Origin of the sequence: Bacillus sp. AFS029533 (genome assembly GCF_002585125.1) — a bacterium.
In the GTDB taxonomy this organism is placed as follows: Bacteria; Bacillota; Bacilli; order Bacillales; family Bacillaceae_G; genus Gottfriedia; species Gottfriedia luciferensis_B.
Genome location: NZ_NUQC01000020.1, coordinates 79,969 through 105,205, shown reverse-complemented (window position 1 = coordinate 105,205; position 25,237 = coordinate 79,969). Strand labels below are relative to the sequence as shown.

19 protein-coding genes are annotated in these 25,237 nt (G+C 33.6%); 6 read left to right on the top strand and 13 right to left on the bottom strand.

Translation table 11 applies throughout. The features are described 5' to 3' along the window. The first annotated feature begins 39 nt into the window (after positions 1-39). Positions 40-4,170 carry a S8 family serine peptidase gene (locus tag COE53_RS10715; protein ID WP_098948024.1) on the top strand — a complete coding sequence of 1,377 codons (4,131 nt, stop codon included), beginning with the start codon at positions 40-42 and terminating at the stop codon, positions 4,168-4,170. A 593-nt stretch (positions 4,171-4,763) separates the two neighbouring features. Here the strand turns inward: COE53_RS10715 and COE53_RS10710 are convergent. The 7 genes from COE53_RS10710 to kynU all read right to left on the bottom strand — a co-directional run bounded on the left by COE53_RS10710 (position 4,764) and on the right by kynU (position 13,070). Continuing rightward, positions 4,764-6,242, bottom strand: a complete 1,479-nt coding sequence (locus COE53_RS10710; protein WP_098948023.1) for a sodium:solute symporter family protein — start codon at positions 6,240-6,242, stop codon at positions 4,764-4,766. Further along, positions 6,239-6,439 carry a DUF3311 domain-containing protein gene (locus COE53_RS10705; RefSeq protein WP_098948022.1) on the bottom strand — a complete coding sequence of 67 codons (201 nt, stop codon included), beginning with the start codon at positions 6,437-6,439 and terminating at the stop codon, positions 6,239-6,241. Before COE53_RS10705 ends, COE53_RS10710 begins: the two co-directional genes overlap by 4 nt. 18 nt (positions 6,440-6,457) lie before the next feature. Beyond that, positions 6,458-7,648 (bottom strand): M20 family metallopeptidase, encoded by a 1,191-nt coding sequence (locus COE53_RS10700; RefSeq protein WP_286162564.1) that lies wholly within the window; start codon positions 7,646-7,648, stop codon positions 6,458-6,460. Positions 7,649-7,824: 176 nt separating this feature from the next. Beyond that, positions 7,825-9,126, bottom strand: coding sequence for a hypothetical protein (locus COE53_RS10695; RefSeq protein ID WP_098948020.1), 1,302 nt, complete (start codon positions 9,124-9,126; stop codon positions 7,825-7,827). Between the two features lie 204 nt (positions 9,127-9,330). After that, positions 9,331-10,086 carry an alpha/beta fold hydrolase gene (locus COE53_RS10690; RefSeq protein ID WP_353616542.1) on the bottom strand — a complete coding sequence of 252 codons (756 nt, stop codon included), beginning with the start codon at positions 10,084-10,086 and terminating at the stop codon, positions 9,331-9,333. A gap of 228 nt (positions 10,087-10,314) precedes the next feature. Then, a complete protein-coding gene (locus COE53_RS10685) occupies positions 10,315-11,745 on the bottom strand; it encodes an amino acid permease (RefSeq protein ID WP_098948018.1) in 1,431 nt (476 codons plus the stop codon). Between the two features lie 38 nt (positions 11,746-11,783). Further along, positions 11,784-13,070: a kynureninase gene (gene kynU / locus COE53_RS10680; RefSeq protein WP_098948017.1), complete on the bottom strand. Its 1,287-nt coding sequence runs from the start codon at positions 13,068-13,070 to the stop codon at positions 11,784-11,786. Between the two features lie 225 nt (positions 13,071-13,295). Here kynU and COE53_RS10675 point away from each other — a divergent pair, with 225 nt between their 5' ends. Beyond that, the gene (locus COE53_RS10675; protein WP_091021923.1) at positions 13,296-13,907 is read left to right on the top strand and encodes a TetR/AcrR family transcriptional regulator; all 612 of its coding nucleotides are present in this window, start codon (positions 13,296-13,298) and stop codon (positions 13,905-13,907) included. Between the two features lie 56 nt (positions 13,908-13,963). Here the strand turns inward: COE53_RS10675 and COE53_RS10670 are convergent, their stop codons facing one another. The 3 genes from COE53_RS10670 to COE53_RS23945 form a co-directional block, all read right to left on the bottom strand. Continuing rightward, entirely contained in the window at positions 13,964-15,496 is a 1,533-nt protein-coding gene (locus tag COE53_RS10670; RefSeq protein WP_098948016.1) for a long-chain-fatty-acid--CoA ligase, read from the bottom strand. Between the two features lie 30 nt (positions 15,497-15,526). Continuing rightward, positions 15,527-16,708, bottom strand: coding sequence for a CaiB/BaiF CoA transferase family protein (locus COE53_RS10665; protein ID WP_098948015.1), 1,182 nt, complete (start codon positions 16,706-16,708; stop codon positions 15,527-15,529). Between the two features lie 745 nt (positions 16,709-17,453). Then, positions 17,454-17,603: a hypothetical protein gene (locus COE53_RS23945; protein ID WP_175495577.1), complete on the bottom strand. Its 150-nt coding sequence runs from the start codon at positions 17,601-17,603 to the stop codon at positions 17,454-17,456. 194 nt (positions 17,604-17,797) lie between these two features. On the opposite strand from COE53_RS23945, the gene speB reads away from it, so the two are divergent. The 4 genes from speB (at position 17,798) to COE53_RS10645 (ending at position 22,485) form a co-directional block, all read left to right on the top strand. After that, positions 17,798-18,739: an agmatinase gene (gene speB / locus COE53_RS10660; protein WP_091021917.1), complete on the top strand. Its 942-nt coding sequence runs from the start codon at positions 17,798-17,800 to the stop codon at positions 18,737-18,739. Between the two features lie 39 nt (positions 18,740-18,778). Beyond that, complete coding sequence (locus tag COE53_RS10655) at positions 18,779-20,134, top strand: APC family permease (RefSeq protein ID WP_069033532.1); 1,356 nt, start codon at positions 18,779-18,781, stop codon at positions 20,132-20,134. Positions 20,135-20,157: 23 nt separating this feature from the next. After that, positions 20,158-21,783 (top strand): amidohydrolase, encoded by a 1,626-nt coding sequence (locus COE53_RS10650; RefSeq protein ID WP_069033531.1) that lies wholly within the window; start codon positions 20,158-20,160, stop codon positions 21,781-21,783. A gap of 120 nt (positions 21,784-21,903) precedes the next feature. Continuing rightward, entirely contained in the window at positions 21,904-22,485 is a 582-nt protein-coding gene (locus COE53_RS10645; RefSeq protein ID WP_069033530.1) for a TetR/AcrR family transcriptional regulator, read from the top strand. Between the two features lie 39 nt (positions 22,486-22,524). Here COE53_RS10645 and COE53_RS10640 read toward each other — a convergent pair whose 3' ends face one another. From COE53_RS10640 to COE53_RS10630, 3 genes are all read right to left on the bottom strand, one after another. Further along, positions 22,525-22,779, bottom strand: coding sequence for a spore coat protein (locus COE53_RS10640; protein WP_069033529.1), 255 nt, complete (start codon positions 22,777-22,779; stop codon positions 22,525-22,527). Between the two features lie 12 nt (positions 22,780-22,791). Beyond that, positions 22,792-22,980, bottom strand: a complete 189-nt coding sequence (locus COE53_RS10635) for a hypothetical protein (protein WP_069033528.1) — start codon at positions 22,978-22,980, stop codon at positions 22,792-22,794. A 203-nt stretch (positions 22,981-23,183) separates the two neighbouring features. Next, positions 23,184-24,671 (bottom strand): amino acid permease, encoded by a 1,488-nt coding sequence (locus tag COE53_RS10630; protein ID WP_084006854.1) that lies wholly within the window; start codon positions 24,669-24,671, stop codon positions 23,184-23,186. Positions 24,672-25,237: the final 566 nt, after the last annotated feature.

Genomic DNA, 25,237 nt, shown 5'->3' with positions numbered 1-25,237 from the left:
GTTAATTCCTTAACATAAAATTGAAGGGGTGTATTGTATTTGAAAAGCAGTTTAGTAATGCCACTCAAGGTTGTATCTACTAGTTTTATTGCAGCTAGTTTGTTATTTTCTAGTCATACTTTTGCATCTGTTAATTCTACTTCTCAAGGTGGCAGATCAAACGTAGAGCAGTATTTAAAAAATTTAACAAAAGAGGATCGAAATCGAGTACATAACGGCGTTGAAACGGCCGATCAAGAAAAGTATTTATCACCTAAGCTTGATACGACGAGTAATAAACCAGTAAGCATCATTGTTCAATTTGCCCAAGACCCTGCTAAAACGGATATTAAGAAAAACGAAGAAAACGGAATTGAAGTCCCATTAGATGAGGCAAAAAATAAAGTAGAAAAATCACATCAAAATTTTAAACAGAAAATTGGACAAGCAAAAAAAGCCGTCTCAACTATGCAAATTCACAAAGAGTACCGCCAAGCTTTTAACGGTGTTGCAATGACTGTACCAGGTAATGAAGTACATACTATTCTTGCGATGGATGAAGTAAAAGCAATATTTGAAGATAAAGTAATCACAATAGATGATCCATCTCCTACAGAGATTCAAGCAAACGAGTCAAGTAGTCACTCTCCCGCAGAAGATAGTACTGAAAATATCGGTGCAACAAAACTTCACGAAGAAGGAATTACTGGAAAAGGTGTTAAAGTTGCTGTAATTGATACTGGGATAGATTATAATCACCCAGATTTAAAAGACGTCTATAAAGGTGGATATGATTTCGTGAATAACGATTCTGATCCAATGGAAACAACATACGACGATTGGAAAAAATCTGGACAACCTGAAATCAATGCGTTAGCTGGATCTACATACTATACTTCCCATGGAACTCATGTTTCTGGAACGATTGCGGGGCAAGGTAAAAATAAAACAGAATATGCAGTTACAGGCGTTGCACCTGGAGTTGATCTATATGCATACAAAGTGCTTGGACCATATGGATCAGGATCCTCAAGTAACATCATCGCTGGAATCGATAAAGCAGTAGCAGACGGAATGGATGTTATTAATCTATCTTTAGGTTCAAATTATAACGACCCTCTTGATCCAAATGCAATCGCAATCAATAATGCAGTTTTAGCTGGAACGACTGCTGTTATAGCAGCTGGTAACTCTGGTAGTGATTTGTATTCACTTGGTTCACCTGGTACTTCTCCTCTAGCTTTAACAGTTGGTGCAAGTGATTTTTCAATGACGATCCCTACAGCTACTGGCACAGTTAGTTCAAATGATAATCTTTCCTTATCAAATTTAAAACTACTTGCAAAGAATTACGATGATGATTTAAATACTCTTAAAAATCAAACTCTACCAATCGTGTTTGTCGGTCTAGGAAATAGCGAAAGTGATTATAGCGGCAAAGATGTAAATGGTAAAATCGCTCTAATTGAGCGTGGAATCCTTAGCTTAAATGAAAAAGTAATGCTAGCAAAGAAACATGGTGCAAAAGCAGTTTTAATGTACAATAATAACCCAACAGAAGGCCAAATTCCTCATTATCTTGGAAACGGATTTGACTTTATCCCTTCATTTACAATGACAAACGAACAAGGATTAAAAGTTGTAGATAAAGTAAATCAAGGTAATGCGACCTTCACTTTAAACTCAATTGGTGAAATGAAAACTAGTGGAGATACATTAGCTGATTTTAGTTCACGTGGTCCTTCAAATAGATTTTATGATATTAAACCAGAAGTTACTGCACCAGGAGTTGCTGTATTTTCAAGTGTACCTGCTTATCAAAACGGACCAAATCATCTGACTGATTATACGAACGCATATATGAGTGCATCTGGAACATCAATGGCTACTCCTCACGTTGCTGGAGCTGCTGCCCTTCTTTTACAAAAACATCCAGAATACAAACCAGAAGATGTAAAAGCAGCTTTAATGAATACAGCCGATAAACTACAAAAAGATTATAGTGTATTTGAAGTAGGTGCAGGAAGAATTGATGTTTATGAAGCAGTTCATTCTGATTTGCATATCAAGGTACTAGATAAAACGATCAGCACAAAAGATGGTCAAGATATAACTATACCAGACGTTACAGGAGCATTAAGCTTCGGACCACAAGTTACTGCAGGTAAGGAAAAAACAGACTCTCGAGTAGTTTCTATTTCAAATACAAGTAACAAAAAGAAAACATTTAATGTTCAAGTTAAGTTTAATCAAAATGTAAAAGGAGCTAAAGATGCTTCAGCTAACAATATTACATTAGATGTTCCAGATACGGTGACACTGAATGCCAATAAAACAATAAAAATCAAACCAACAATTCATATTCCTGATACTGCTGAATTTGGTATCTACGAAGGCTATATTTATATTACAAGCAATAGCAATCCAGATGAAGTTTACCAAATACCTTTTGGCTTCAAGCATTTACAAGAAGGCATTAATTCAATTAATGCTTATGAAGACGCCTTTACAACACGACGTGATTTAAATCATAGTTTCCCATCCGGAACAGCCATTCAATTCTCCCTTAATAGTCCAATGGAAACTGTAGATCTGGTTTTAAAAGATGCGAAAACAGGAAAAGAGCTAGGACTTGTTGATTCATATGAGGGTCTTTTCACTGAAGATAGTATGTTTGAAACTGAATACGGATTTAATGGACTTTATAGTGCATTTACGGGTCATAAGGATCATCCAATTTCATATTCAAAAAGGCTTGCTCCTCCAGGAAAATATGAATTAGAACTAATCGCTACAAACAGAGAAGGTAAAACATTTAAAAAGTCTGATGTATTTTATATTGAAAATACTAACCCAATCGTAAAAATGCAGCAACCAGGTGGAGTTTATGAAATAACTCCAGATGGTATGACTGTAAAAGGTAACATATATGACCAACAAGTAGATATCATGAATCAAAATGGATTTAAATGGGATCAGTCTTCCAACATGGTTAACTTAATTAATAAAACAAAATTCTCATCAACACCTTTAAAAATTGAAAAGAATGGTGACTTTGAATTTAAAACTAATCTATTAGACGGTAAAGATGTAACAAAAATTAGTCTTGACACCTATGACTACGCAGGAAACGGAATGCAGGATCACCCTGATTTCTCATACACACTTGTTAAAAAAGGACTACCATATGCAAAACTAGTCGCAAACAAAAATGATGTGAAATATGGTGAAAATGTAACGCTATCACTAAGTGCAAATAATGTTAAAGATTTAACAGGTGGAGAATTTACATTAACATTCCCTTCAACAGTATACGACGTTGCAAATGTATCATTAAATAAGGATTATGTATCTTATGCTAAGTCACATGGCTTAAATGCCGATCTTAAAATCATTGAGCAGACCGCAAGTAAAATTACACTTAACACTCAATTATCAGGAGACTCAATTCAGCCAATCCAAACGAACATGCCATTAATCGATATTACTTTTAAAGTAAAAGAAAAACCAAGCACATATATTAAATGGATTCAAACTATTGATCTCACAAAATCTACTGCATTCTCCTTAAATCAAGCACCTGCGACAATTCAAGGCTTTGGTCAAGGAATAAATATCGAACCAACTTACTCTCAACTTGAAGGCGGTATACTTGCAGATGGATTTTTAGATAACTGGGGTATTTGGTTAGACTACAACAAAGATTTTTCTAAAGCTGGCATGAGTTTAAAATTAGTTTCAAAAAACGGAAAGACTTATACTGGAGAATTTAACAGTAGTGCACGATACTTTGTTAAAAATCTTCCAGCTACAAATGAAGATTATGATTTAACAGTTAAAATTCCTGGACATTTCGACCGTCATGTAACAGTTAATGATTTGTATGATGTGACGAATGGTGATGTTGTTGGTAGACTGTCCTACATTTTATATGCTCCAGTAATGGGTGGAGATGTAAATAACGATGACGTAATCGATGTGTTAGATGCTGATTATATTAAAACATACTGGGGCACTAACAAGCGTGCAGCTGATATCAATTTCGATGGGATTGTTGACGCAAAGGATTTGAGTTTTGTTCAAAAGAATTATTTAACACCAAACCCTGATGTCCAAGACGTTCCTAAAGGTAAAACGAAAATTAAAGGTGAAACTTTAACAGACATTTTGAAGGATTTATACATTCAATAAACAATTTAATAGAATAATAGAAAACGTCGGATCTATAGACCCGACGTTTTCATGCTGTTGAAAAAGAACTTTGTCATTTATTTTTATCACTGATAAATAAGTTGTGTGGTATGATTTCCACTACAGTGTGCTCGCTTTCCATGGGGCNNGCCTCCTCGGCAAGCCTGCGGGGTCTTTAGCCTTCCCGCTAATCCCGTAGGAGTCGAGCACCCTTTCGTTCCAATCAACTTCTTAATAAAAAAGAATAATCTTAAAAACAATAGAATAGTCTATTAAACGAATGAATCTCCCTTTATTAATCTAATTGTAAGTGAGAGATAATCCACTACTAAAAAATCATATAAATAGTGATCCTCAAAAAGATATTTGTAATAATAATGACGTTAATTGTGTTGAATTTTTAGAAAAAAAAATATATTATCCATCAGTTGTCTTACAGGTAAGAGAACATAGATAGAACATATTTAAAAATAATGCAATTTCATCAACATCATTTATTGTTCGTATTTTTTATATTAACCACAGCATATTTCAACACTATGAAAACATCGGATCGTTTGACCGGACGTTTTTTCTCTTTAAAACCACCCTTATTATCCAGCTAATATGTCACTCTTTTTATTCGCAGACATGCTATTTTTTGTAATAAGACTAATAACGATCATAATAAGAGCATTAATCACTAGTGCAACAATTCCTACATTTAAGTCTTTCACTAGCTGTGGAAGATGGGGAAAAGTTTGAGCAAAGGTTTTTTCGCCTAAATCAAATATTGAAACGATTGCTCCTCCAAATATAATTCCTGTAATAGCTCCGTATTTTGTTACAAAGTTCTTTTTCATTAAACTTAAGAAAAATGGTGGAGCAAGCTGGGTTATAAAATTATAGGCCACAATTGCAATACTAAATAGAGAGTTACCACCTTTAAATGTAAAATATAAACCTATTAGCGTAATAAAAGGAACGATTAATTTTATTAATCTTGCAATTTGTATTTCTGATTTAGATGGTACTACTACTTTATAAATATTATTAACGAATAATGTAGAGATTACCATCAGAATCAGTGAAGCTGGTACTAAAGCTGCTAATACCCCTGTGCCCCCTATTAGTCCTACAAACCATGGATCAAACGTCTTTTTAGAAAGAAGTAATAAAATCTTATCACCATCACTTCCTTGTAAACCTTTAATTTGTAAGATTGCTGCAAACCCTACGAAAAATGCAAATAATAAAATCAACTGATACAACGGCATAATAATTGCGTTCTTTCTTAAAACCTTCGCATTTTTGGCTGCAAAAATAGGTGGGAATGAGTGTGGCCACATATACATTCCAATTCCACTTAATATAATAGTAGAAATATACCATGTTAAATTCATACCATGTTCTGGTAGAATCGTAAAGTTTGGCTTAGCATGTTCAATCGCTTGATACATCGGCTTAATACCGCCATAAAAATGAATAGGGAAATAGATACCTAAAAATAAAATAATGGCAAGAATTAATATATCCTTTAAAACAGAGGTCCATGCAGAACCATGAATTCCAGATAGCATAACGAATAAAGTAACACCGAGTGCGCCAAATAAAATTGCCATTTTTGAAGAAATAACCCCATAAGACGTAATCTCAACAATATAACCCAAACCTTTAAATTGTAAAACTAAGTAACAAAATAAAGCGACAATGCCAACGATTGCAACAAGTACTCCTAGGATCTGACTATCATACTTTTTTGCCATAAAATCTGATTGTGAAATTAGTTTATGCTTTTTGGAGTATTTCCAAATCTTAGGAAAAGCCCAATATGAAATGATTGATGCAATACATCCATATGAAACAATACTAAAAATTGAACCACCTTCACTATATGCAGAGCCACTAGCACCTAAAAAGGTAAAAGTAGTATACATTTCTCCAGCTGATAATAAAAAGATGAAAAGCGTCCCCATCCCACGGCCACCAACAGACCATTGTTCTAAGTTCATTTCTTTCCCTTTTTTAGACCATATACCGATCACTATCGAAATAATAAAAAATAAGAAAATAAATAATGTACCAGTATTCATTCTATTTCCTCCTCTTTATTCGCAGGATCAAATAAATAGATTAAACCTAAACATGCAGTAGTAAGTAATGACAATAGTACGATGGAGAAGTGAAAAAATGGCATACCAAGTACATAAGGAGTAACTTTATTCGAAAACAACGCACCTATGACAAAACCAATAACCGGTATAAAGCCAAGTAAATAGATTTTTTTCATACGCTACTCTCCTTAATTTTAGTTATTTAATATGTTAAAGGCTCCTTGAACAAAGATCTTTACACCATCCTTTAAAGCTTTCTCGTCAATATTAAATTTCGGATGGTGGTGCGGATATACTATTCCCTCTGTCTCATTTCTTGAACCTATAAAAAAATAAGCTCCAGGTACTTCATTAAGAAATGCTGAAAAATCTTCACTTCCCATGATTGGGTTAATTAATACACGATTTTCTTCTCCCAATAGTTCACAAACAGTTTGATCTATTAAACTAGTTGTTACATCATCATTATTGACTGGGGAGTATCCAAAATGGTATTCAATCTCATATTTTGCACCATGAGCATCGGTAATACCTTTTACAATCTGTTCAATCAACTTAGGTAAATTATTTCGAACTTCAGGTTTAAAGCTACGAACTGAACCACCGATTGTAACAAAATTTGGAATGACGTTTATTGCTGTACCCCCATTAAATTGTGTAACTGATATGACGGCAGTATCGATCGGATCAATCTTTCTTGAGACGATATGCTGTATGTTTGTTACTACTTGGGTACCAATTAGAATTGGATCGATTGTTTGATTTGGTTGAGAAGCGTGACCCCCTTCACCAATGATCGTAATTTTAAACATATCTGCACCAGCCATAATAGGTCCATAATTTAAACCGATTTTTCCCGTTTCCAAACTACTCGTTAAGTGTGCTCCGATAATCAGATCAACTCCATCAAGTACTCCTGCACTCACCATCTCAATTGCACCACCTGGTGGTAATTCTTCTGCGTGTTGGAAAATAAATCGAATCTCACCTTTTATTTGATTTTTTAAGCTACAAAGTAGTTTCGCAGCTCCCAATAACATTGCAGTATGTCCATCATGACCACATGCATGCATGATTCCATCCTTTTTAGACCTAAATTCAATTTTATTTTCTTCATGAATTGGCAGAGCATCCATATCCGCTCGAATTGCAAGGACTTTCCCAGGATGGTCTCCTATTAATCTAGCAACAATACTAGTCTTAGTTGGTCTAGAGATTTCTAAGTCACCAAACGATTTTAGTTTGTCATACACAAATTGAGCAGTATTTTCTTCTTGGAAAGATAACTCCGGATTTTCATGCAAATACCTTCTCCATTCAATCACTTCGTCGTTAATCGAACTAACCAATTCATCTAAGCTTAATTCAGAAAAAATTTCATACACGATTGAAACACCTCCGAGATTCATACAAATTTTATTTAAGGAACATTTACGGTCATTTTCCTTATATATTGATTTTATTACTTGAAAACGGTTTCTACAATACTTTTTTATTTAAAATTCTAAATATTAACAAAATTTAACTTTACAAAAAAAATAAACACTCCAATTTGAAATGTTTATTTAAAGCGATATATTTTACTAGGTCTCCCACGAAAAGATAAAGATTCCTCGCCAATGCATTCTAGTAATTCTACTTCACACAAATCTGCAACTATGCGTCTAGCATTTCGTTCTGTCATATTAAGCTGTTCAGCTAAATTCTTTGTTGTAAAATCGGACCATCCCATTCTCTTAACGAGATTTTGGATTTTATGGAATGTTTTCACGCTAATATTTCCTAATTTAAGTTTTTGCAACAATTCTTGGTCATCTGTTCGATAAGCATATGTAAACTCTTCTTCTCTACCAACTGACTCGATGATTTCTCCGTTCTCTTGGACAATTATGATCTTTCGATTATTCGTTTCTTTTGACTGTTGAATTGATTCAATCGCATGTTTCTCTGCAGAAAAAACAGTCTCCCCAAAACCAATACCTACGGAGACTTTTGAATCAGATTCTAACGATAACTGTTCGACCGTATTTTCTAACAGTTTAATCTCTCGTTCAATTGCACCTCTAGAACTGTAAATTAAATATTTCCCGTACCCTTTTTCAATTAAAGAACCATTTAATTGTTCACAAAGTGTTAGAAGCACATTCTTAATACGAAGTTCGATGTGCTGTAAGTGATAAGGTGATTTTGCTTTCTTAATAATCTCCTCAAAGTTTTCTATTTCAATCAACTCTACTCCAATTTGAGAGTCTTTAAAATAAAGCCCTTTTACTTTTTCCGTTAATAGTTTTAATGTTTGCCGAATATCAACTCTACTAGTGGAGATCCATTCTACTGGAACTTCACGTTTTTTTAATTCCTGAAAAATAGTTGGAAAATTAGTCAAAACACCTTCCGTTTTATTTGCTTCCCATAATTCAAGGTGAAATTGTAATATTTCCTCTAAATTTATCTCTTCAGCTTCAAACTTTTTTATATAAAGCTGATCAAATGGGTTATTGAGCTGCTCTAAAGCATCCTCTAATAGATTAGAATACATTGGCATATCAACGCTTAATTGCCTAATTAACTTACTAGTATGATACATAATATTAAGCAGACTTTTATATACCGTAGCCTCAGTATGAGGAATATACAATAATTTTTCACTAGAATGTAGAATTTTTTTGGCAATATTATATGGTAATTGCCCTGAAAAAAGCCAAACATCCACATCTTGATCATGTTTCTTTAAAATATCTTTTGTTTCTACTGGCTCCTCATAAGCAAAAGGAAAAAACTTCATTTCATGTTCATATTCTTTAGAGAAACTTAAAATTCTTTCTATAGACCACTCTGGGCCGACCAGTCCAATACGATACATTATTACACCCCCAAATACGCTCAGATTTGATTTATTTACGATTTCATTATGTACTTTGTCTAATTAATCTTAACAGTACTACACCTTAATTTACCACGTTTATTAAAAATTGATTGCATAAAAAAAGACTTTTTCATCAAGATCTTTTTCTTGAATCAAAGCCTTTTTAAATCTTTTACATTATCTAATTCTATATTACTGCCATTAAAACGAATTTAAATAATCCTTCATCTCGTTTATTAATTCTTCAGGAGACTCATACATACTCATATGCCCTGCGTTATTTAAAGTTGAAGTCTTAATATTTTCTTTTTGGACTGAAAAAGTCTTTTCAGGTGGAATAATCTGATCGTCTTTACCTGCTAGTAAAAGTACTGGTAAAGTCGTATCGTTCATTACATGATTTCTGTCAGGTCTATTTTTCATACTTATTAAGGCCTTAATTGTCCCATCTACTGAAGTTTTATACCCGATCTGCTTTGCTAAATCTATTTCCGAACTATTCTTTTGAATATTTTTTGGAGAGAAAAGTTTCGGAATTAGTCCATCGACGACGTTTTTCACTCCTTCATTTTTGACTTTTTCAGCAGTTGCCGCTCTACCTTTTTTTGCTTCCTCACTATCTGGATAAGCCGTAGAATGAATTAATGAAAATCCATTTAAATAATTAGAGTATCTTTCAGCAAAGGCTAGTGTAATATAACCTCCTAACGAGTGCCCAAACAAAGTTACTTGATTAATGTTTAATTGATCTAGGAGATCTTTCAGCGTATCTGCATAATCTTCAATTGAATGTTCTTCTTTTATAGAAGTGGAATCTCCATGCCCTGGTAAATCAATAGCGATTACTCGAAAATCCTCTGCCAACTTTGGAATTACTTTGTCCCAATATGCATGACTTCCCATAAAACCATGAATTAAAACAATTGGCTTTCCTTTCCCTTGATCCTTATAAGCAATTGATAAATTTTGAAGTTCTACTTTACTATTAATAATCTTTCAACTCCATTCAATGAATATTGGATTACTCTTTAATCACATTATAAATAGAAATTGCCAACAGTCAAAAATATATACTAATTTATGTTTTATATTTTACAAGTATCTAAAAAAAGATGTCTCACAAGTATTTTTACTTATGAGACATCCTAATATAATTTAAATACCAATCCCCAATAACTTCCTACTCTAAAACTTATCTGTCTTTTGTTTAAATACTGTATTATTTTGCTGAACTTTATGATTCTTATTTTTATCAATAAATAAGTAAACAATAGATAATACAATTAGCCACGGTATTCCGAATTGAAGCATAATTTTAAAGCCAGTAAACCAAGAAGTAATTGTTAGTCCTAGCAATAAAATTGCTCCTAGTATTGTGAAGTAAGGGAAACCGATCATTTTTACTGGTAATTTTCGCCCGCCTGATTGTTCCCATTTCCTTCTAAAAAATAGATGCGAAATAAAGATTGTCATCCAAGTAAACATCGCACCAAACATTGAAATTCCCATCATAAATGCATATGAGGAATCTGGTAGTACTGCATTTACAATTCCGGCAACAACAATTCCAATGGTTGAAACTGCAAGAGCATTTACAGGAACACCCTTTTTACTTACTTTGCCTAAAATTTTCGGTGCATGATTACTTTTAGAAAGTGAATACACCATACGAGTTGAGGCATATAATTGGCTATTCATCGCTGACAAAGCTGCCGTTAAAATGATAAAGTTCATAAATCCTGATGCAAAAGGTATATTTAAAATTTCCATAACCTTTACAAATGGACTTTCATCTACTCCTGCTGATTTCCACGGAACGATGATTAGCATGATTCCAATCGTTAATACATAAAAAATTGATAAACGAAAAACCGTTGCTTTAAGAGCTTTTGGAACAGCAATATCAGGTTCTTTTGCTTCGCCAGCTGTAACCGCTATCATTTCAGTTCCTAGAAAACTAAATAACGAAATAAAGACAGCTACCCACATGCCCCACCAACCAAATGGCATAAATCCTCCGTCATTTGTTAAGTTCTCTATACCAATATTCCCGTGGTTAGATGTTCCAAACAAGACATAAGCTCCAAGTAGGATAAAACCAACAATTGCGCTTACTTTAATCATTGAAAACCAATACTCAAATGTTGCAAATGTATTAACACTAGTCGCATTGATATAGATTAATACTGCTGCAAAAAAGGCGATCCAAACGATTCCAGGTACAGTTGGAAACCAATATTTCATATAGACTGCAATGGCACTTACTTCTACTCCAACAGCAAGTACTTGTGCCACCCAATATGAATATCGGACAAGATAGCCAGCCATAGGATGGATATATTTTTCAGCAATTGTTCCAAACGAACCACTAGTAGGATGTGCAACAGTCATCTCAGCTAAGCAACCCATTAGTAGTAAGACGATGAATGCACCAACTGCATAACTAAGTAATACACTTGGGCCAGCAGTTTTGATTGCTAGTCCGCTTCCAAGGAATAACCCCGTCCCAATTGCACACCCCATGGCAATCATCGTTAGTTGACTAGTTTTCAACTCCCGTTTTAATCCTTTTTCTTGCTCGTTTTCAATTTTATAATTAGTGGTGGATTTCTTCATAATCTCATCCCCTTGTCCCATTAGATAGCCAATTAAACTTACGCCACAACTTCACGTTCATTTTTAAATTTTTCATATTGCTTTTCATTCATGATTTTCTTAAGCGTTTGTACAACTTCCCAAACTTCCTCGTAAGAAGTGTAAAGTGCTACTGGTGCTAGACGAATTATATTTGGTGCTCTGAAGTCAGGAATAATACCGTTATCTTTCAAAGACTTACAAATACGAGCTGCTTCTTCATGCTCTAGACTGACATGTCCTCCTCGACGTGCATCCTCTCTAGGAGATCCAATGAAAAATCCCATGTCTGGTAATTCTTGTTCAATACAATCCATTAAAAATTGGTTAATCTGTAGTGATTTTTCTCTAATCACATCAATTCCCGCTTCTGTAAAAATCTCCAAAGATCCTAATAACGGTGCACAGCTTAATACATGTGGAGTCCCGATTTGATAAGCACCAGCCGTTTCAGCAGGAGTTAGTGTATGCTCCATATCAAATTGCTTATCTTTTCTAGAACTGAACCAACCTGCAAGTCCAGGCAATGCACCAAAATGTTTACGATTAACAAATAAACCACCTACTCCACCTGGTCCACCATTTAAGTGTTTATAATTACACCAATAGGCAAAATCAACATCCCATTCACTAAAAGAATGTGGAATAGAGCCAACAGAATGACAACCATCAAAACCGATTAAAATTCCTCTTTTATGAGCTTCTTCAGTTAAATGCTTCATATCTAAAATTTGACCACTACGATATAAAACTGTTGGTAAAATAATTAAAGCGATTTCATCTGTCATTGCTTGAATAATGTCTTCCTCTTCTAAATAACGTCCATCTTTACTTTTTACGCAAACTAGATCTTTTTCAGGATCGAGACCATGAATACGTAGTTGACTTTGAAGAGCATAAATATCTGATGGGAAAGTAAGCTCATCAGCTAAAATCTTTTTTCGATTACCTTTTGGTTGATAAAAAGTAGCCACTAACTGATGTAAATTAACCGTCGTGGAACCGGTTACAATTACTTCCTCAGAAGAAGCACCAACTAACGGAGCTAATTTTTCTCCTAATTTTTCGGCCATGAAAAACCATGGATGATTTCCGTTTGTCCAACCGTCTATACCATAGTTCTTCCAATCATGCAATGATTCTAGTAAAGTACGTTCAGCTCTTTTTGAAAGTAGTCCTAATGAATTACCGTCCATATAGATTGAACCAGGTTTTAAGTAAAACTCATCTCTAAACTGTCTAAGTGAATCGAGACTGTCCATTTTTTTTGCGTATTCTAAACTTGTTTCTGTAATTTTCGTACTCATACTGTTCCTCCTCTATCAATCTACTATTTAAATCTATTTGTGAAAAAATCATATCAAATTAACTGACATTATGTCAATGACACGGTGTCATATTTTCAGATAATAAAAAAAGTTTCAACATAATGACCAGTTTTTTTGTTAACCTTACAGTGTTTTTCTGTCATTTCTTCCATTTTTATTCATTTACCTATATGCTAGAAGTAACTTATGTTGGAGGATCGTAGTATGAGTAATGACAAAGTAGAATCTAAGCGTCAATTACGTTCAATGATGACAAGACAAAAACTACTTGAGGCTGCTAAAGAAGTATTTCTTGAAGAAGGATTTCAAAAAGCGACGATAACACAAATGATAAAAAAAGCTGATATTGGTTACGGAACAGCTTATGTACACTTTAAAGGTAAGGAAGAGCTTTTGATTGTATTAATGGAAAGTGTAATGGAAAGGTTTTATGAAATCGCCGAAACTCACTTTTTTCCTGAAACGAAAGAATCCGCTGAATCGATTATTTATAAACAAGCTACTTCTTTTCTAAAAATGGCAGAAGATGAGCGAAATATGATGCAAATTTTTGAACAAGCAATCGGAGTATCCGAAATCATCTCAGACAGATGGAAAACGATTCGAGAAAAGTTTATAAATCGCATATCATTAGACATTGCCTATGCACAAGAAACAGGATTAGCAAGAAAAGAGTTAAACCACGAATTAGTCGCGCGTGCTTGGTTTTTTACAAATGAGATGTACTTATGGGAAATCGTTCGAAATGAACAGCATTATTCAATTGAAGACATTGCAAAAACAATTACATCACTTTATACAACCGGTCTTTATTAAGAGCCAAATTAAAAAGCTCAAACTTTTACTTCTAAAGTTAGAGCTTTTTTAACTTCCTATTTTGATTTAGCGCTACAATACATTTCTCGTAAAATAAACTTTTGAACCTTACCAGATGCATTTCTTGGAAGCTGATCAATAAATTCAACAACTCTAGGAATCTTATAACCTGCCATTCTTTCACGGCAAAAAGAGCCAATCTCCTCAAAAGATAGACGATGCCCTGGTTTTAATACAACAACTGCTGTTACCACCTCTCCCCATTTAGCATCAGGCGTACCGATCACTGCTGCTTCCAAAATAGAAGGATGCTCATATAAAACATTTTCAATTTCAACTGAATAAATATTTTCTCCACCAGAAATTAACATATCCTTACTACGATCAACTAATGTGATATATCCTTCCTCATCTACTACAGCTAAATCTCCTGTATATAACCAACCATCTTTTATCGTATCTGCTGTTTCTTGCGGCTTTTTATAGTATTCCTTCATGATTGTTTCACCTTTTAAGATTAATTCACCTACTTCACCTGGTAAAACATCTTGATCCTTTTTATTCACTACTTTAATGACTGTATAAAGTAATGGTGTTTTTCCCGTTTTTCCTAAATGATGCTCATGGTCTTCTGGTGAAAGATAAACTCCTGTTGGGCCCCCTTCTGTTAATCCACATAAGCTGAAAAATTGATTTGTATTAAATAATTTCATACTTTTCATTAAAATTTCAGGTGGCATAGGAGCTGCACCGTATGCACACCGTTCTACAGAAGAAAGATCAAATTGATCAGCATTTGGAACTTGCTGTAAATAGTTATACATTGTAGGAACCCCAAAAAATAAAGTAATTTTATACTTTTCAATATCCTTTAAAACATTTACTGGGTTAAAATCACGGTGGATCACATTTGTCATTCCCAAATATAATCCTGGTAATAGAAAGATTACAAGCTGAGCACAATGGAATAATGGAGCAACATGTAAAAGCCGATCCTGGCAGCTTTGTCCCATAACTGCACTCAACCCATTTATGAGCTTTTCAATTCGTTTATAGTCGAAAAGCGCACCCTTTGGTTGTCCAGTCGTACCTGAAGTATATAGTAAATGAAAATCATCATCTCCGAAAATCTCTACTTGAGGATCTTCATCAATCGATGACAACACATCAAAGAAGCTTAAACAATTCGGCGATGAAGTTGCTGGCGCAGTAATGATCTTTCTTACTTTCGTTGAGGACTTTGAAGCATCAAAAACCACTTTTTCTAGTTCTGAATCGCAAACCACAATGACACTATCCGATTGCTCTAAAATATATTCAACTTCACGTGAAACAAGGCGGAAGTTAATTGGAACGACAACAGCACCTATTTTTACAGCAGCACAATAACTAATCGCAAACAAGTCAGAGTTTGCCATCATTAGAGCTAGTTTTTCACCTTTTTTTAAACCTAGTTTCTGTAATCCCCAAGCAAAACGATTAACCACTTTATTGAATTCCATGTATGTGTAAGTACGGTCTTGATAGACTAATGCTAATTTATCTGGGTGCCTTTTTGCGTTTAACGATAATACATTTCCAAAACTCATTTGCTTACCCCCATCTTAAATAATTTAGATTTAATCAGCTGACCTAATAACTCCATTTTCAAAGAATCGATTAATTGTTTGATGATCGTATCCTAAATTTAATAAAACTTCTTTTGTATTCGTTCCAGGTTTTACGCCAACATGTTGATAAGTAGGGTTAAACACTGACGTTTTAAAAGGTGAACCAACTTGCAATTGACTTGTATCGTCATTTTTTTTGACGTTTACTAAAAGTCCCCTTTCTTTTACTTGCGGATGCTCACATGCTTCTTCAAAAGTTAAAACTGGCTCAACACACGCATCAAATTTACTAAAAATTTTTATTAACTCATTAAACGTTTTCTTACTAAATGCATGCTTTACTTCATTTTTAAATAAATCTATCTCATCCTTCTCCTCACTAAAAGAATAAGGAAGAAATTGCCTGATTTCTAATGCCTCACATAGCTGTTTTCGAAATGAAGGTTCAAGGCTGCCAACTGAAAAGAATCGTCCATCAGCTGTCTCGTAATAATCATAAAACACACCTCCATTTAACAGATGTTCCTCCGGCTTTGGATTAATTTTTTGAGTTAACCACCCAGAACCCATTAAAGATTGCAACGCAAAAGTACAGTCTGTCATGCTAATATCAACCCACTGTCCTTCACCAGATTGTTCACGATGAATGACAGCCGACAAAATGCCAATAATCGCGTGTAATGATCCGCCAACTTGGTCTGCAATTTGGATGCCCATTGGAACTGGACGTTCATTTTTTCTAGTTGAATAACTCAACACACCAGTTAATGAAAGATAATTGTTATCATGTCCTGCACGATTTCGATAAGGTCCTGATTGCCCATAACCAGTAATTGAACAGTAAATTAATTTCGAATTAATTTTCTTTAATTGCTCATATCCTAATCCAAGCTTATCCAATACTCCGGGTCGAAATTGCTCAATGACAATATCATACTCTTTCACTAGCTTATAGATAATTTCAGTTGCTTCTTCATTTTTCAAATCAAGGGTAATAGATTTTTTAGAACGATTAATTGTTTGATGTGCGGCAGATTGGTCCCCATCAAATGGAGGTGAAGTTTGTAATATGTCGGGATGATATGGAGATTCGATTCGTAATACTTCTGCACCTAAATCCGCTAGGATCATAGTTGCATACGGACCTGGTAAAAGACGTGTAAAATCCAGAATTTTCAATTTATTCAACATATAGTTAACCTACTATTCAAAATAATTTCCTCACTCCATCTCAAAAAATTTGTTTTTATAAATTAATTATTCTAGATTACTTAGTATCTCTCCTTTTTTAAAAGAGAATGATAAAGCATATTATTGAATATTGATTTAAATTAACCATTTTAACCTACTGATTTAGAAAAAAGGGTTCACTTATAGGTAGTGGAATATTATTAACTTCAACAAATAATTATTTTACCCCTAAAGTATGGTGCATCTTTTTTGCTTCGATCAACATATTGTTTTTCAAACACATAATAAACCTCCCATTTAAAATAGACAAAGCTTTTGACATACGCATGCGATCCGATAGAAGATTATAAAAGCAGACATTGCATTAGGCGAATTTTTGCAAGTAGTATTGGACAAAATTACTCTATTTGAATATTTATTAAAATTTTACAATAAATATACAATATTAAATATTCTTAATAATTATTATAACTCGTACTTTTAAATTTCGTTCATTGAAGGAGTCAAAATATGTACAAATCACAACCAAGGTTTAACTATCTAACATTAAGAAACACTTATCCAAACGATATTATCATTATCGAACCTAAAAAAAAAACAATAAGCTCGAAGCGAATGGAAATTACTAATTTAACTTTTAAATACAAAAAATGAACCGATCAGGAATGGTCGGTTCATTTTTTACAAGTTTTCTTTATTCGTTCACATGAGATGCACTAATTTAAAAAACCACTTAAAGTGGTTTTTAATCACGCATTGCCCCTGCCTCACGAGAAGTCATTGCTCCCTGCCCATTGGCTACATCATTTTGAATTTGTTGTTTTACTTTTTGCGGATTAGTTCCTGATTGCATATTCGTTCCCATATTACCTTTTCCTTGTTGATTCCGCGGCATAAAATCCCTCCTTAATTTATTGTTAAACAATTTTATTATTTACAATAAATGTCGTTATATCCGAGAATTTGAGCTTAAAATAATTCCTAATTGAATATAAAATAGTTTGACTATTCAGATTTAACAATCTATAATCATATTAAACTAACTACCGGTAGTTAATACCGGAAATAAAAAATAGGAGATGATTTTTTATGAAATACCCACTTTCCCCTGATGTAAAACCTGAGTTTTGTACAACTGGCACATTTATGAGATTACCGTCTGCAAAAGAAAATGCGAAATTAGCAATCGTTGGCATGCCTTTTGATACGGCTGCATCGTTTCGTGTAGGTGCTCGATTTGCACCTCAAGCAATTCGCCAAGCTTCAATGACCCTATTTCCATATCACCCAATTCACAAGGTATATCCATTTGATGAAAGTAATGCAATCGATATTGGAGATGTGTCTGTTATTCCGCATAATATCCATCGTAGTTATAAAATAATTGAAGATGCGATGTTTGAATTAATGGATCAAAATATTATTCCGATTGCATTAGGTGGTGACCACTCAATTACGCTTGCAAACCTTAGAGCTGCCGCTAAAAAGCATGGGCCTGTTGCAATGATTCATTTTGATTCACATACTGACACTTGGGATACTTATTATGACGAAAAATACTGGCACGGGTCACCTTTCATTCGAGCTCATGAAGAAGGATTGCTTATACCAAATAAAGTATTCCAATTAGGAATTCGAGGTACTTTGAATCATCCTGGAGATATCGATGCTAGTCATGATCTTGGTTACAATGTTATTACGACTCCTGATATGTATGAACGAGGTTTTGAAGATATTTTAAAAGAAATAAAAGAAGTAATTGGTGATACTCCATGTTTCTTAACATTTGATATCGATTTTGTCGATCCTTCATGTGCTCCTGGAACTGGAACGCTAGAAGTAGGCGGTTATAATAGCATGGAAACTTTAAAAATGATCCGTTCGTTAACTGATTTCAATTTTGTTGGATTTGATCTAGTTGAAGTACTGCCATCGTATGATCCAACTCAAATTACATCACTTTTAGCTGCAACGCTAGTGCATGAATTTGCTAGTTTAGCTACATTGCAAATTAATAAAACGAACAAATAATAATGTTAACTATACTTTTGGAAAGAGTTGATAAATTGAATGAATAATTCTCCAATATTAAAACGTTCACTTTCCTTAGGACATGTTATTTTATTCGGACTATCATTTATGGCACCCATTACAGTTTTTACCACTTATGGTATAGCAATTAAAACAACAAATGGAATGATTCCAACAGCATATTTAATTTCACTAGTTGTTATGTTATTTACTGCTTACAGCTATGGAAAAATGGTGAAAGAGTTTCCTACGACTGGTTCAGCCTATACTTATGTTCAAAAAGGAATAAATCCATCAGTTGGATTTATTGTAGGATGGGTTATTTTATTAGACTATTTGCTTAGCCCAATGATTAGTGCATTATTATTTGGAATTTTTATTCATGCTTATTTACCGATTATTCCTGTTTCCATTTGCATTTTTATATTTGTAATCATCGTTACGCTTATTAACATTCTTGGAATAAAATTCGCCACAAATGTAAGCGCTATATTACTTGCACTACAAATTCTTTTCATCGTTCTGTTTTGTCTTTTTAGTATTAAAGGATTAATCGATGGGAAAGGAACAGGAGATTTATTATCGACTACCCCATTCCTTGATCCAAAAGTTCATTTTTCAAATCTACTATCAATTGTTCCATTACTATGTTTTAGCTTTTTAGGTTTTGATGCTGTAACAACTTTAGCTGAGGAAACTCAAAATCCAAAAAAATCATTACCTAAAGCAATCTATTTGATTACAATCATCGGTGGCATTTTATTTATTGCTTCTACTTATTTTGCTCAAAGCATTTATCCGAACTTTACATCTTTTAAAGATCCTGATTCAGCAGCAGTAGACATATTTATGTATGTTGGTGGAAATATATTAAATTCCTTTTTCCTAAGTGTGACAGTCACTGCTGCTATTTCCTCTGCTGTAGCTTCGGGTGGTAGTGGTGCTAGAGTTTTATATGCGATGGGTCGTGAAAATATCCTTCCTAATCGAATCTTTGGTTATATCTCCCAAAGATATAGGACTCCAATTTTCAATATTATTATCATTGGTTGTATTGCATTGACAGCACTTTTCTTAGATTTAGATACAGCAGCTGCCTTTATTAATTTTGGAGCTCTATTCGCGTTTACTTTTGTTAATCTTTCAGTGATTAATCATTTTATAGGTAGAAAAAAACAGAGAAATCTTAAAGGCCTGATATTGTATGGTGTTATTCCGTTCATCGGTGCAGCCATCACTGCATTATTTTGGTCAAAATTAGATATTCATTCGATAGTATTAGGTAGTATTTGGCTAGCTACTGGCCTTATTTATTTACTTTACTTAACAAAATTTTTCAGACAACGGCCCCCTGAACTAGACTTTAATGAAACAAATTTAGATGTTCAATTGTAAAACTACCAGATAAGGAGATTAATATGAAAGCTGATATTGTCCTATCTAGCGAGGCTGTTTTTACTGGGCTTGAGGATAAACCAAGACCATTAGCAGTCGCTATATTAGAAAACCGAATTATTTCAGTAGCACCTATTGAAGAGATGAATACGCTTATTGGCGAACATACAATTGTCCAACATTTTGGGAATCATTTGATTATGCCCGGTTTCCACGACTCTCACGTTCATGCAATGATGGGCAGTCTCTCATTAGAAAGTGTCAATCTTTTTAATGCTCGCTCAGAATTAGAAGCTGTTAAGATCGTTAAAGAATTTTCTAAATCTATTCCTGAAAATGAGTGGATTATTGGTTTTATGTGGGATTCCAGCTATTGGGATAACAAAAAATTCCCGACTCGTTTTTCTTTAGATGAGGTATTTCCAAATCGTCCTGTTGTTTTATTCCATGCTGAGGGTCACTATACTTGGGTGAACTCTAAAGCTTTAAATATCGCTAATATAAATAAACAGACTAAAAATCCGTCAAATGGAGTCATTGAAAGGTCTTCAAATGGAGAGCCTACAGGAATTCTGATTGAAGAAGCTTCTTCACTTATTACAAAATATGCCTATGATTTTACAAAAGATAAAAAAAGAGAATTATTTAGGAGTTTTCTAAAAGAAGCTAGCCGTAATGGTGTAACTTCAGTAAATAATTTATATGGCACTGAGACGTTGAGTCAATTAGATGACTTTGAAATCTTTAAAGAATTTGAAATAAAAGATGCACTTCCTTTAAGAATGCATCTCTATCCTGTTTTAAACGGAGATATTAAAGAAGCCTTACAATTAAGGGAAAGATATCAATCTGATAAATTAAGAGTTTCCGGCTTAAAACAATTTATAGATGGTGTAGTGACTAGCCGCACAGCTTTTATGTTAGAGCCATATTCGGATTCTCCTGAAACTTTTGGCTTACCTGCACATTCAATTGAAGATTTAAAAAATTGGGTTGTTGATGCAGATGATCATGGATTTAATATTCGATTTCATGCTATTGGCGATGCTGCAATCCGGTTGGCGCTTGATTCATATGAAAATGCACAAAATATAAACGGAAAAAGAGACTCACGTCATTCGATTGAACATATTGAAGTCATTCATCCAGATGATATTTCTAGATTTGCTTCATTAGGTGTAATTGCTTCGATGCAACCAGATCACTTTGCCCTATCAGAAAGAGAGACATATACTGAACGAATAGGTCCTAAACGTGAAAAATATGTATTTGCAATTAATTCAATTAAAAAGACCGGAGCCCAACTTTCTTTTGGAACTGATTTCCCAATTGATTCGTTTAATCCTTTACTGCAAATCTATCGAGCTATTACTCGAATCGATAGTAGTGGCAAGGCAGTTTGGAATCCTGAAGAATGTATCTCCCTATCAGATGCATTAAAAGCTTATACTTACGGTTCTGCTTTTGGTACATCAAGAGAGCATGAATTAGGCACAATTCAAGAAGGAAAACTTGCTGATCTTGTTGTACTAGATCGAAATCTGTTTCAGATGCAAAAAGAAGAAATTCTTGAAGCTTCAGTTCAAATGACAATTAGTGACGGAAAAATTGTCTATTTAAAAGATAAAACTCTCTCTACAATAAAATAATAAAAATTAGCTCTGTTTCATAAAAACAGAGCTTTTTTAATAGTTGAAAAATATTTTTTAGACTTAGAGAAGATTACAGTTTATAATCTAGCTAACAACAGTTAGTTTCGGAGGATGAAGATGACAAAGGATAAGATTATTGCAGCAGCACTTGCCTTATTTTCTAAAAATGGCTATGAAGGCACAAGTTTAACTGAAATTGCAAAAGCAGTTGGAATTCAGAAACCATCAATATATAACCATTTTAAAAGTAAGGAGGAAATCTTTCTTACGATTTATGAGAATATATTATGGCTACATGTGAAAAAAGTAGAAGAGTTGATGGAAGAAATAAGCGAACTATCTGCGAAGGAACAACTTTACAAAATTCTAAATTTAACATTTGAATATTATATTGAGTTCGAGGAGCAATCTACTTTTGTTAATCGCGCTGTCTTTTTTTCTCCAGAACCATTAAAGGAGCAATTACATACACAGTTTATGGAATCTGAAGAAGCAATGTCAACTATTTTAAGATCAGTGATTGATAAGGGTATTAAAAACGGCGAAATTCGTACAGGGAATGTTGAAGATTTTGTTATGTCTTATTACTGTTTAATCGATGGCATCTTTATTGAATTATCCTATTATGGAGCAGAAAAGATGAAGCCAAGAATATCAAACATTTGGCGAAACTTTTGGTACGGATTTCAAAATGAATAGCAAAAAAAGCATTCGATCAAACGAATGCTTTTTTTCATATTACTGATTAGCTGTTAATTCTGATTTAAATTGCTGAACTAAATTGTCATCTGCAGGTGCAGCTGGTTTGTAAAATCCTTTTTGTAATGCATAATTGTACAATGTGCGTTGACGCGCTTCATCTTGATTACGTAATTGAATTAAAGTTTGTCTTAATTCATTATTATTAGATTCATTAATATATCCAGCGTAAGCCGCTAAACTAGCGTTTAGGCCTGCTAAATAATCATTTACCATATCTTTATCTTGAAACATAATCTTGTCTCCTTATCCTAAAAAATTTAAAAGTTGTTGTCTTGATTGTTGTGCTGATTGAGCATCTCTTTGTAGTAATGCTTTTAATTCAGGATCAGAACAATTTTGAGCATAAGCCTCTAATTTATTTGCGATAGTACTATGCCCTCCGATAATATGACGAAGATTTTCTAATTCAAGTTCTGTTAATCCATTACTCATACTTGATTTCTCCTTTCGAACATAAAATTACATTCTTCACTTTTTCGTCTGCCTGCGTTTCTGTCCTTATCTGACTTTCTTAATCGATAAGGTTTTTCGAACAGTCCACACATTGACATTATTAATTTTCCAAAATACTGTAAAAAAATACGCAAAAAAGCTCAATCTATACGAATAATAGATTGAGCTTTTGTCAAATTTAATTATAACTCTCTGCTGAAATCAGCTTCTTCTAATTTAACCTTCTTCGTTTTCATCACTACTTTATAGCCTAGGTATCCAAGAATAAATAGTGGTAGTCCAATATAAGAAACTGCAATACCATACCAGTCAATTTTTTCTTGGAAAAACGCTTGATAATTCGTTCCAAGCATTGCAACTAAACATAAAACTGTTGCTAAAACTGGACCAAGTGGGAACCATTTTGCTAAATAAGGTAGATCTTTTAATTTTCTTCCTTGAGCGATATACGCTTTACGGAAGCGATAATGCGTAATTGAAATGCCTAACCAAGAAATATAACCAGCTAAGCCCGCTGCATTTAATAACCAATTGTATACTGTACCATCTCCAAATAATGAAGTTAAGAAGCAAAGCGCACCAATTAGAGTTGTTGCAATTAATGCACTTACTGGAACTCCACCTTTGTTTACTTTTCTTAAGAACTTTGGTGCTTTTCCTTCTTCAGCTAATACCCATAGTACACGAGAACCAACGTATAAGCTTGAATTACCCGCTGATAAAACTGAAGTTAATATAACTGTATTCATTGCAGCAGCTGCAAAAGCAAGTCCTGCATGTTTAAATACTAAAGTAAATGGACTAATCGCAATACTATCAACGTCTCCACCTAATAAGTTAGGATCTGTGTAGCTGATTAAACAGCCGATAACGAAAATCGCTAATACATAGAATAATAAAATACGCCAAAAGATTTGTTTGATTGCTTTTGGAATATTCTTTTCAGGATTTTCACTTTCCCCTGCAGTTACCCCAACCATTTCGGTTCCTTGGAAAGCAAAACCTACAATCATAAATACACTAAAGATTGATAAGAAACCACCTTTAAATGGTGCTTCTCCTTTTGTGAAATTATCAAATCCACCTGTATGACCACTCATAATACCGAAAATCATTAATAATCCAATTACAATAAAAATAATGATTGTCGCTACTTTAATAATTGAAAACCAAAACTCTGATTCTCCATATCCTTTTACAGATAATACATTTAATCCAAAAATTAAAACAAGGAATATAGAACTCCATACGATTCCTGGAGTATGTGGGAACCAATATTTCATAATTAAAGCCGAAGCTGATAATTCTAAAGCAAGGATGATTGCATTGTTGTACCAATAATTCCAACCAACAGCGAAACCAAGAGCTGGATCGACAAATCTTGATGTATATGTGCTAAAAGAACCCGAAATTGGAATAAGAGTTGCCATTTCAGCCAAGCTAGTCATAAGGAAATAAACCATGATACCAGCAATTAAATAAGCAACAAGAGCTCCACCTGGTCCTGCATCATGAATAGTTGCTCCACTCGCTAAAAATAGACCAGTACCAATCGTACCACCCATCGCGATCATTGTTAAATGTCTTGTTTTTAATTTTCTTTCTAAGTGTTCTTTTTTAGGCGCGTTACTTTGAACAGTGAAGTCACTTTTACGGTTTGTATTTTGCATGAATACACCTCTTTATTTTAAATTAAAATTTCTCCTAGAATTTAAATCTTTAAAAGCTCGCATACCAGTTGATCTTTGACAACTCGTCATTCGTCAAGATTTTGCAAAACACATTCTAATACTAAGCCTGGAAACTGAGCGATGTAAAGATGAAAATCCTCCCTTCTCAATTTAACAAAGGAACAAAACTAACACTCTCAATGCTGATAGCGTTTTCATTTTTTTTGCTTTCATCATCGAAATGTACTTAATTAAAATTATCATAATTTGACGAAAAATAGAAGGAGTTTTTTCATTGTTTAGATAATTTAGAGTTATTTAAGTATAGTTAAATTTTCAAAAAACGTATATTTATTTGAAACAATAAATATATATTAAATCCAAATTCGACATACTTCAACAATAAATTATTCGATTGGTAAAAATTATATAATGAAAGCGCTTTGTAAACTTGTATCCTTATTTTATAAAGCTTTAGACTCTTTAGAAGTTCAAAATTAATTATCTGTCTATAGGAAAATCGTCATTTTTTCGCAGGTGAAATGTCATGAATTTTTATCTTTAAC

Bases quoted from the DNA above. Each gene is read 5' to 3' on its own strand.
- COE53_RS10665 (WP_098948015.1), bottom strand. From the start codon at position 16,708: ATGTTGAATAAATTGAAAATTCTGGATTTTACACGTCTTTTACCAGGT.
- COE53_RS10655 (WP_069033532.1), top strand. From the start codon at position 18,779: ATGAATAATTCTCCAATATTAAAACGTTCACTTTCCTTAGGACATGTT.
- COE53_RS10695 (WP_098948020.1), bottom strand. From the start codon at position 9,126: ATGTATCGTATTGGACTGGTCGGCCCAGAGTGGTCTATAGAAAGAATT.
- COE53_RS10630 (WP_084006854.1), bottom strand. From the start codon at position 24,671: ATGCAAAATACAAACCGTAAAAGTGACTTCACTGTTCAAAGTAACGCG.
- COE53_RS10645 (WP_069033530.1), top strand. From the start codon at position 21,904: ATGACAAAGGATAAGATTATTGCAGCAGCACTTGCCTTATTTTCTAAA.
- COE53_RS10670 (WP_098948016.1), bottom strand. From the start codon at position 15,496: ATGAGTTTTGGAAATGTATTATCGTTAAACGCAAAAAGGCACCCAGAT.
- speB (WP_091021917.1), top strand. From the start codon at position 17,798: ATGAAATACCCACTTTCCCCTGATGTAAAACCTGAGTTTTGTACAACT.
- COE53_RS23945 (WP_175495577.1), bottom strand. From the start codon at position 17,603: ATGCCGCGGAATCAACAAGGAAAAGGTAATATGGGAACGAATATGCAA.
- COE53_RS10710 (WP_098948023.1), bottom strand. From the start codon at position 6,242: ATGAATACTGGTACATTATTTATTTTCTTATTTTTTATTATTTCGATA.
- COE53_RS10650 (WP_069033531.1), top strand. From the start codon at position 20,158: ATGAAAGCTGATATTGTCCTATCTAGCGAGGCTGTTTTTACTGGGCTT.
- COE53_RS10635 (WP_069033528.1), bottom strand. From the start codon at position 22,980: ATGAGTAATGGATTAACAGAACTTGAATTAGAAAATCTTCGTCATATT.
- COE53_RS10685 (WP_098948018.1), bottom strand. From the start codon at position 11,745: ATGAAGAAATCCACCACTAATTATAAAATTGAAAACGAGCAAGAAAAA.
- kynU (WP_098948017.1), bottom strand. From the start codon at position 13,070: ATGAGTACGAAAATTACAGAAACAAGTTTAGAATACGCAAAAAAAATG.
- COE53_RS10640 (WP_069033529.1), bottom strand. From the start codon at position 22,779: ATGTTTCAAGATAAAGATATGGTAAATGATTATTTAGCAGGCCTAAAC.
- COE53_RS10705 (WP_098948022.1), bottom strand. From the start codon at position 6,439: ATGAAAAAAATCTATTTACTTGGCTTTATACCGGTTATTGGTTTTGTC.
- COE53_RS10675 (WP_091021923.1), top strand. From the start codon at position 13,296: ATGAGTAATGACAAAGTAGAATCTAAGCGTCAATTACGTTCAATGATG.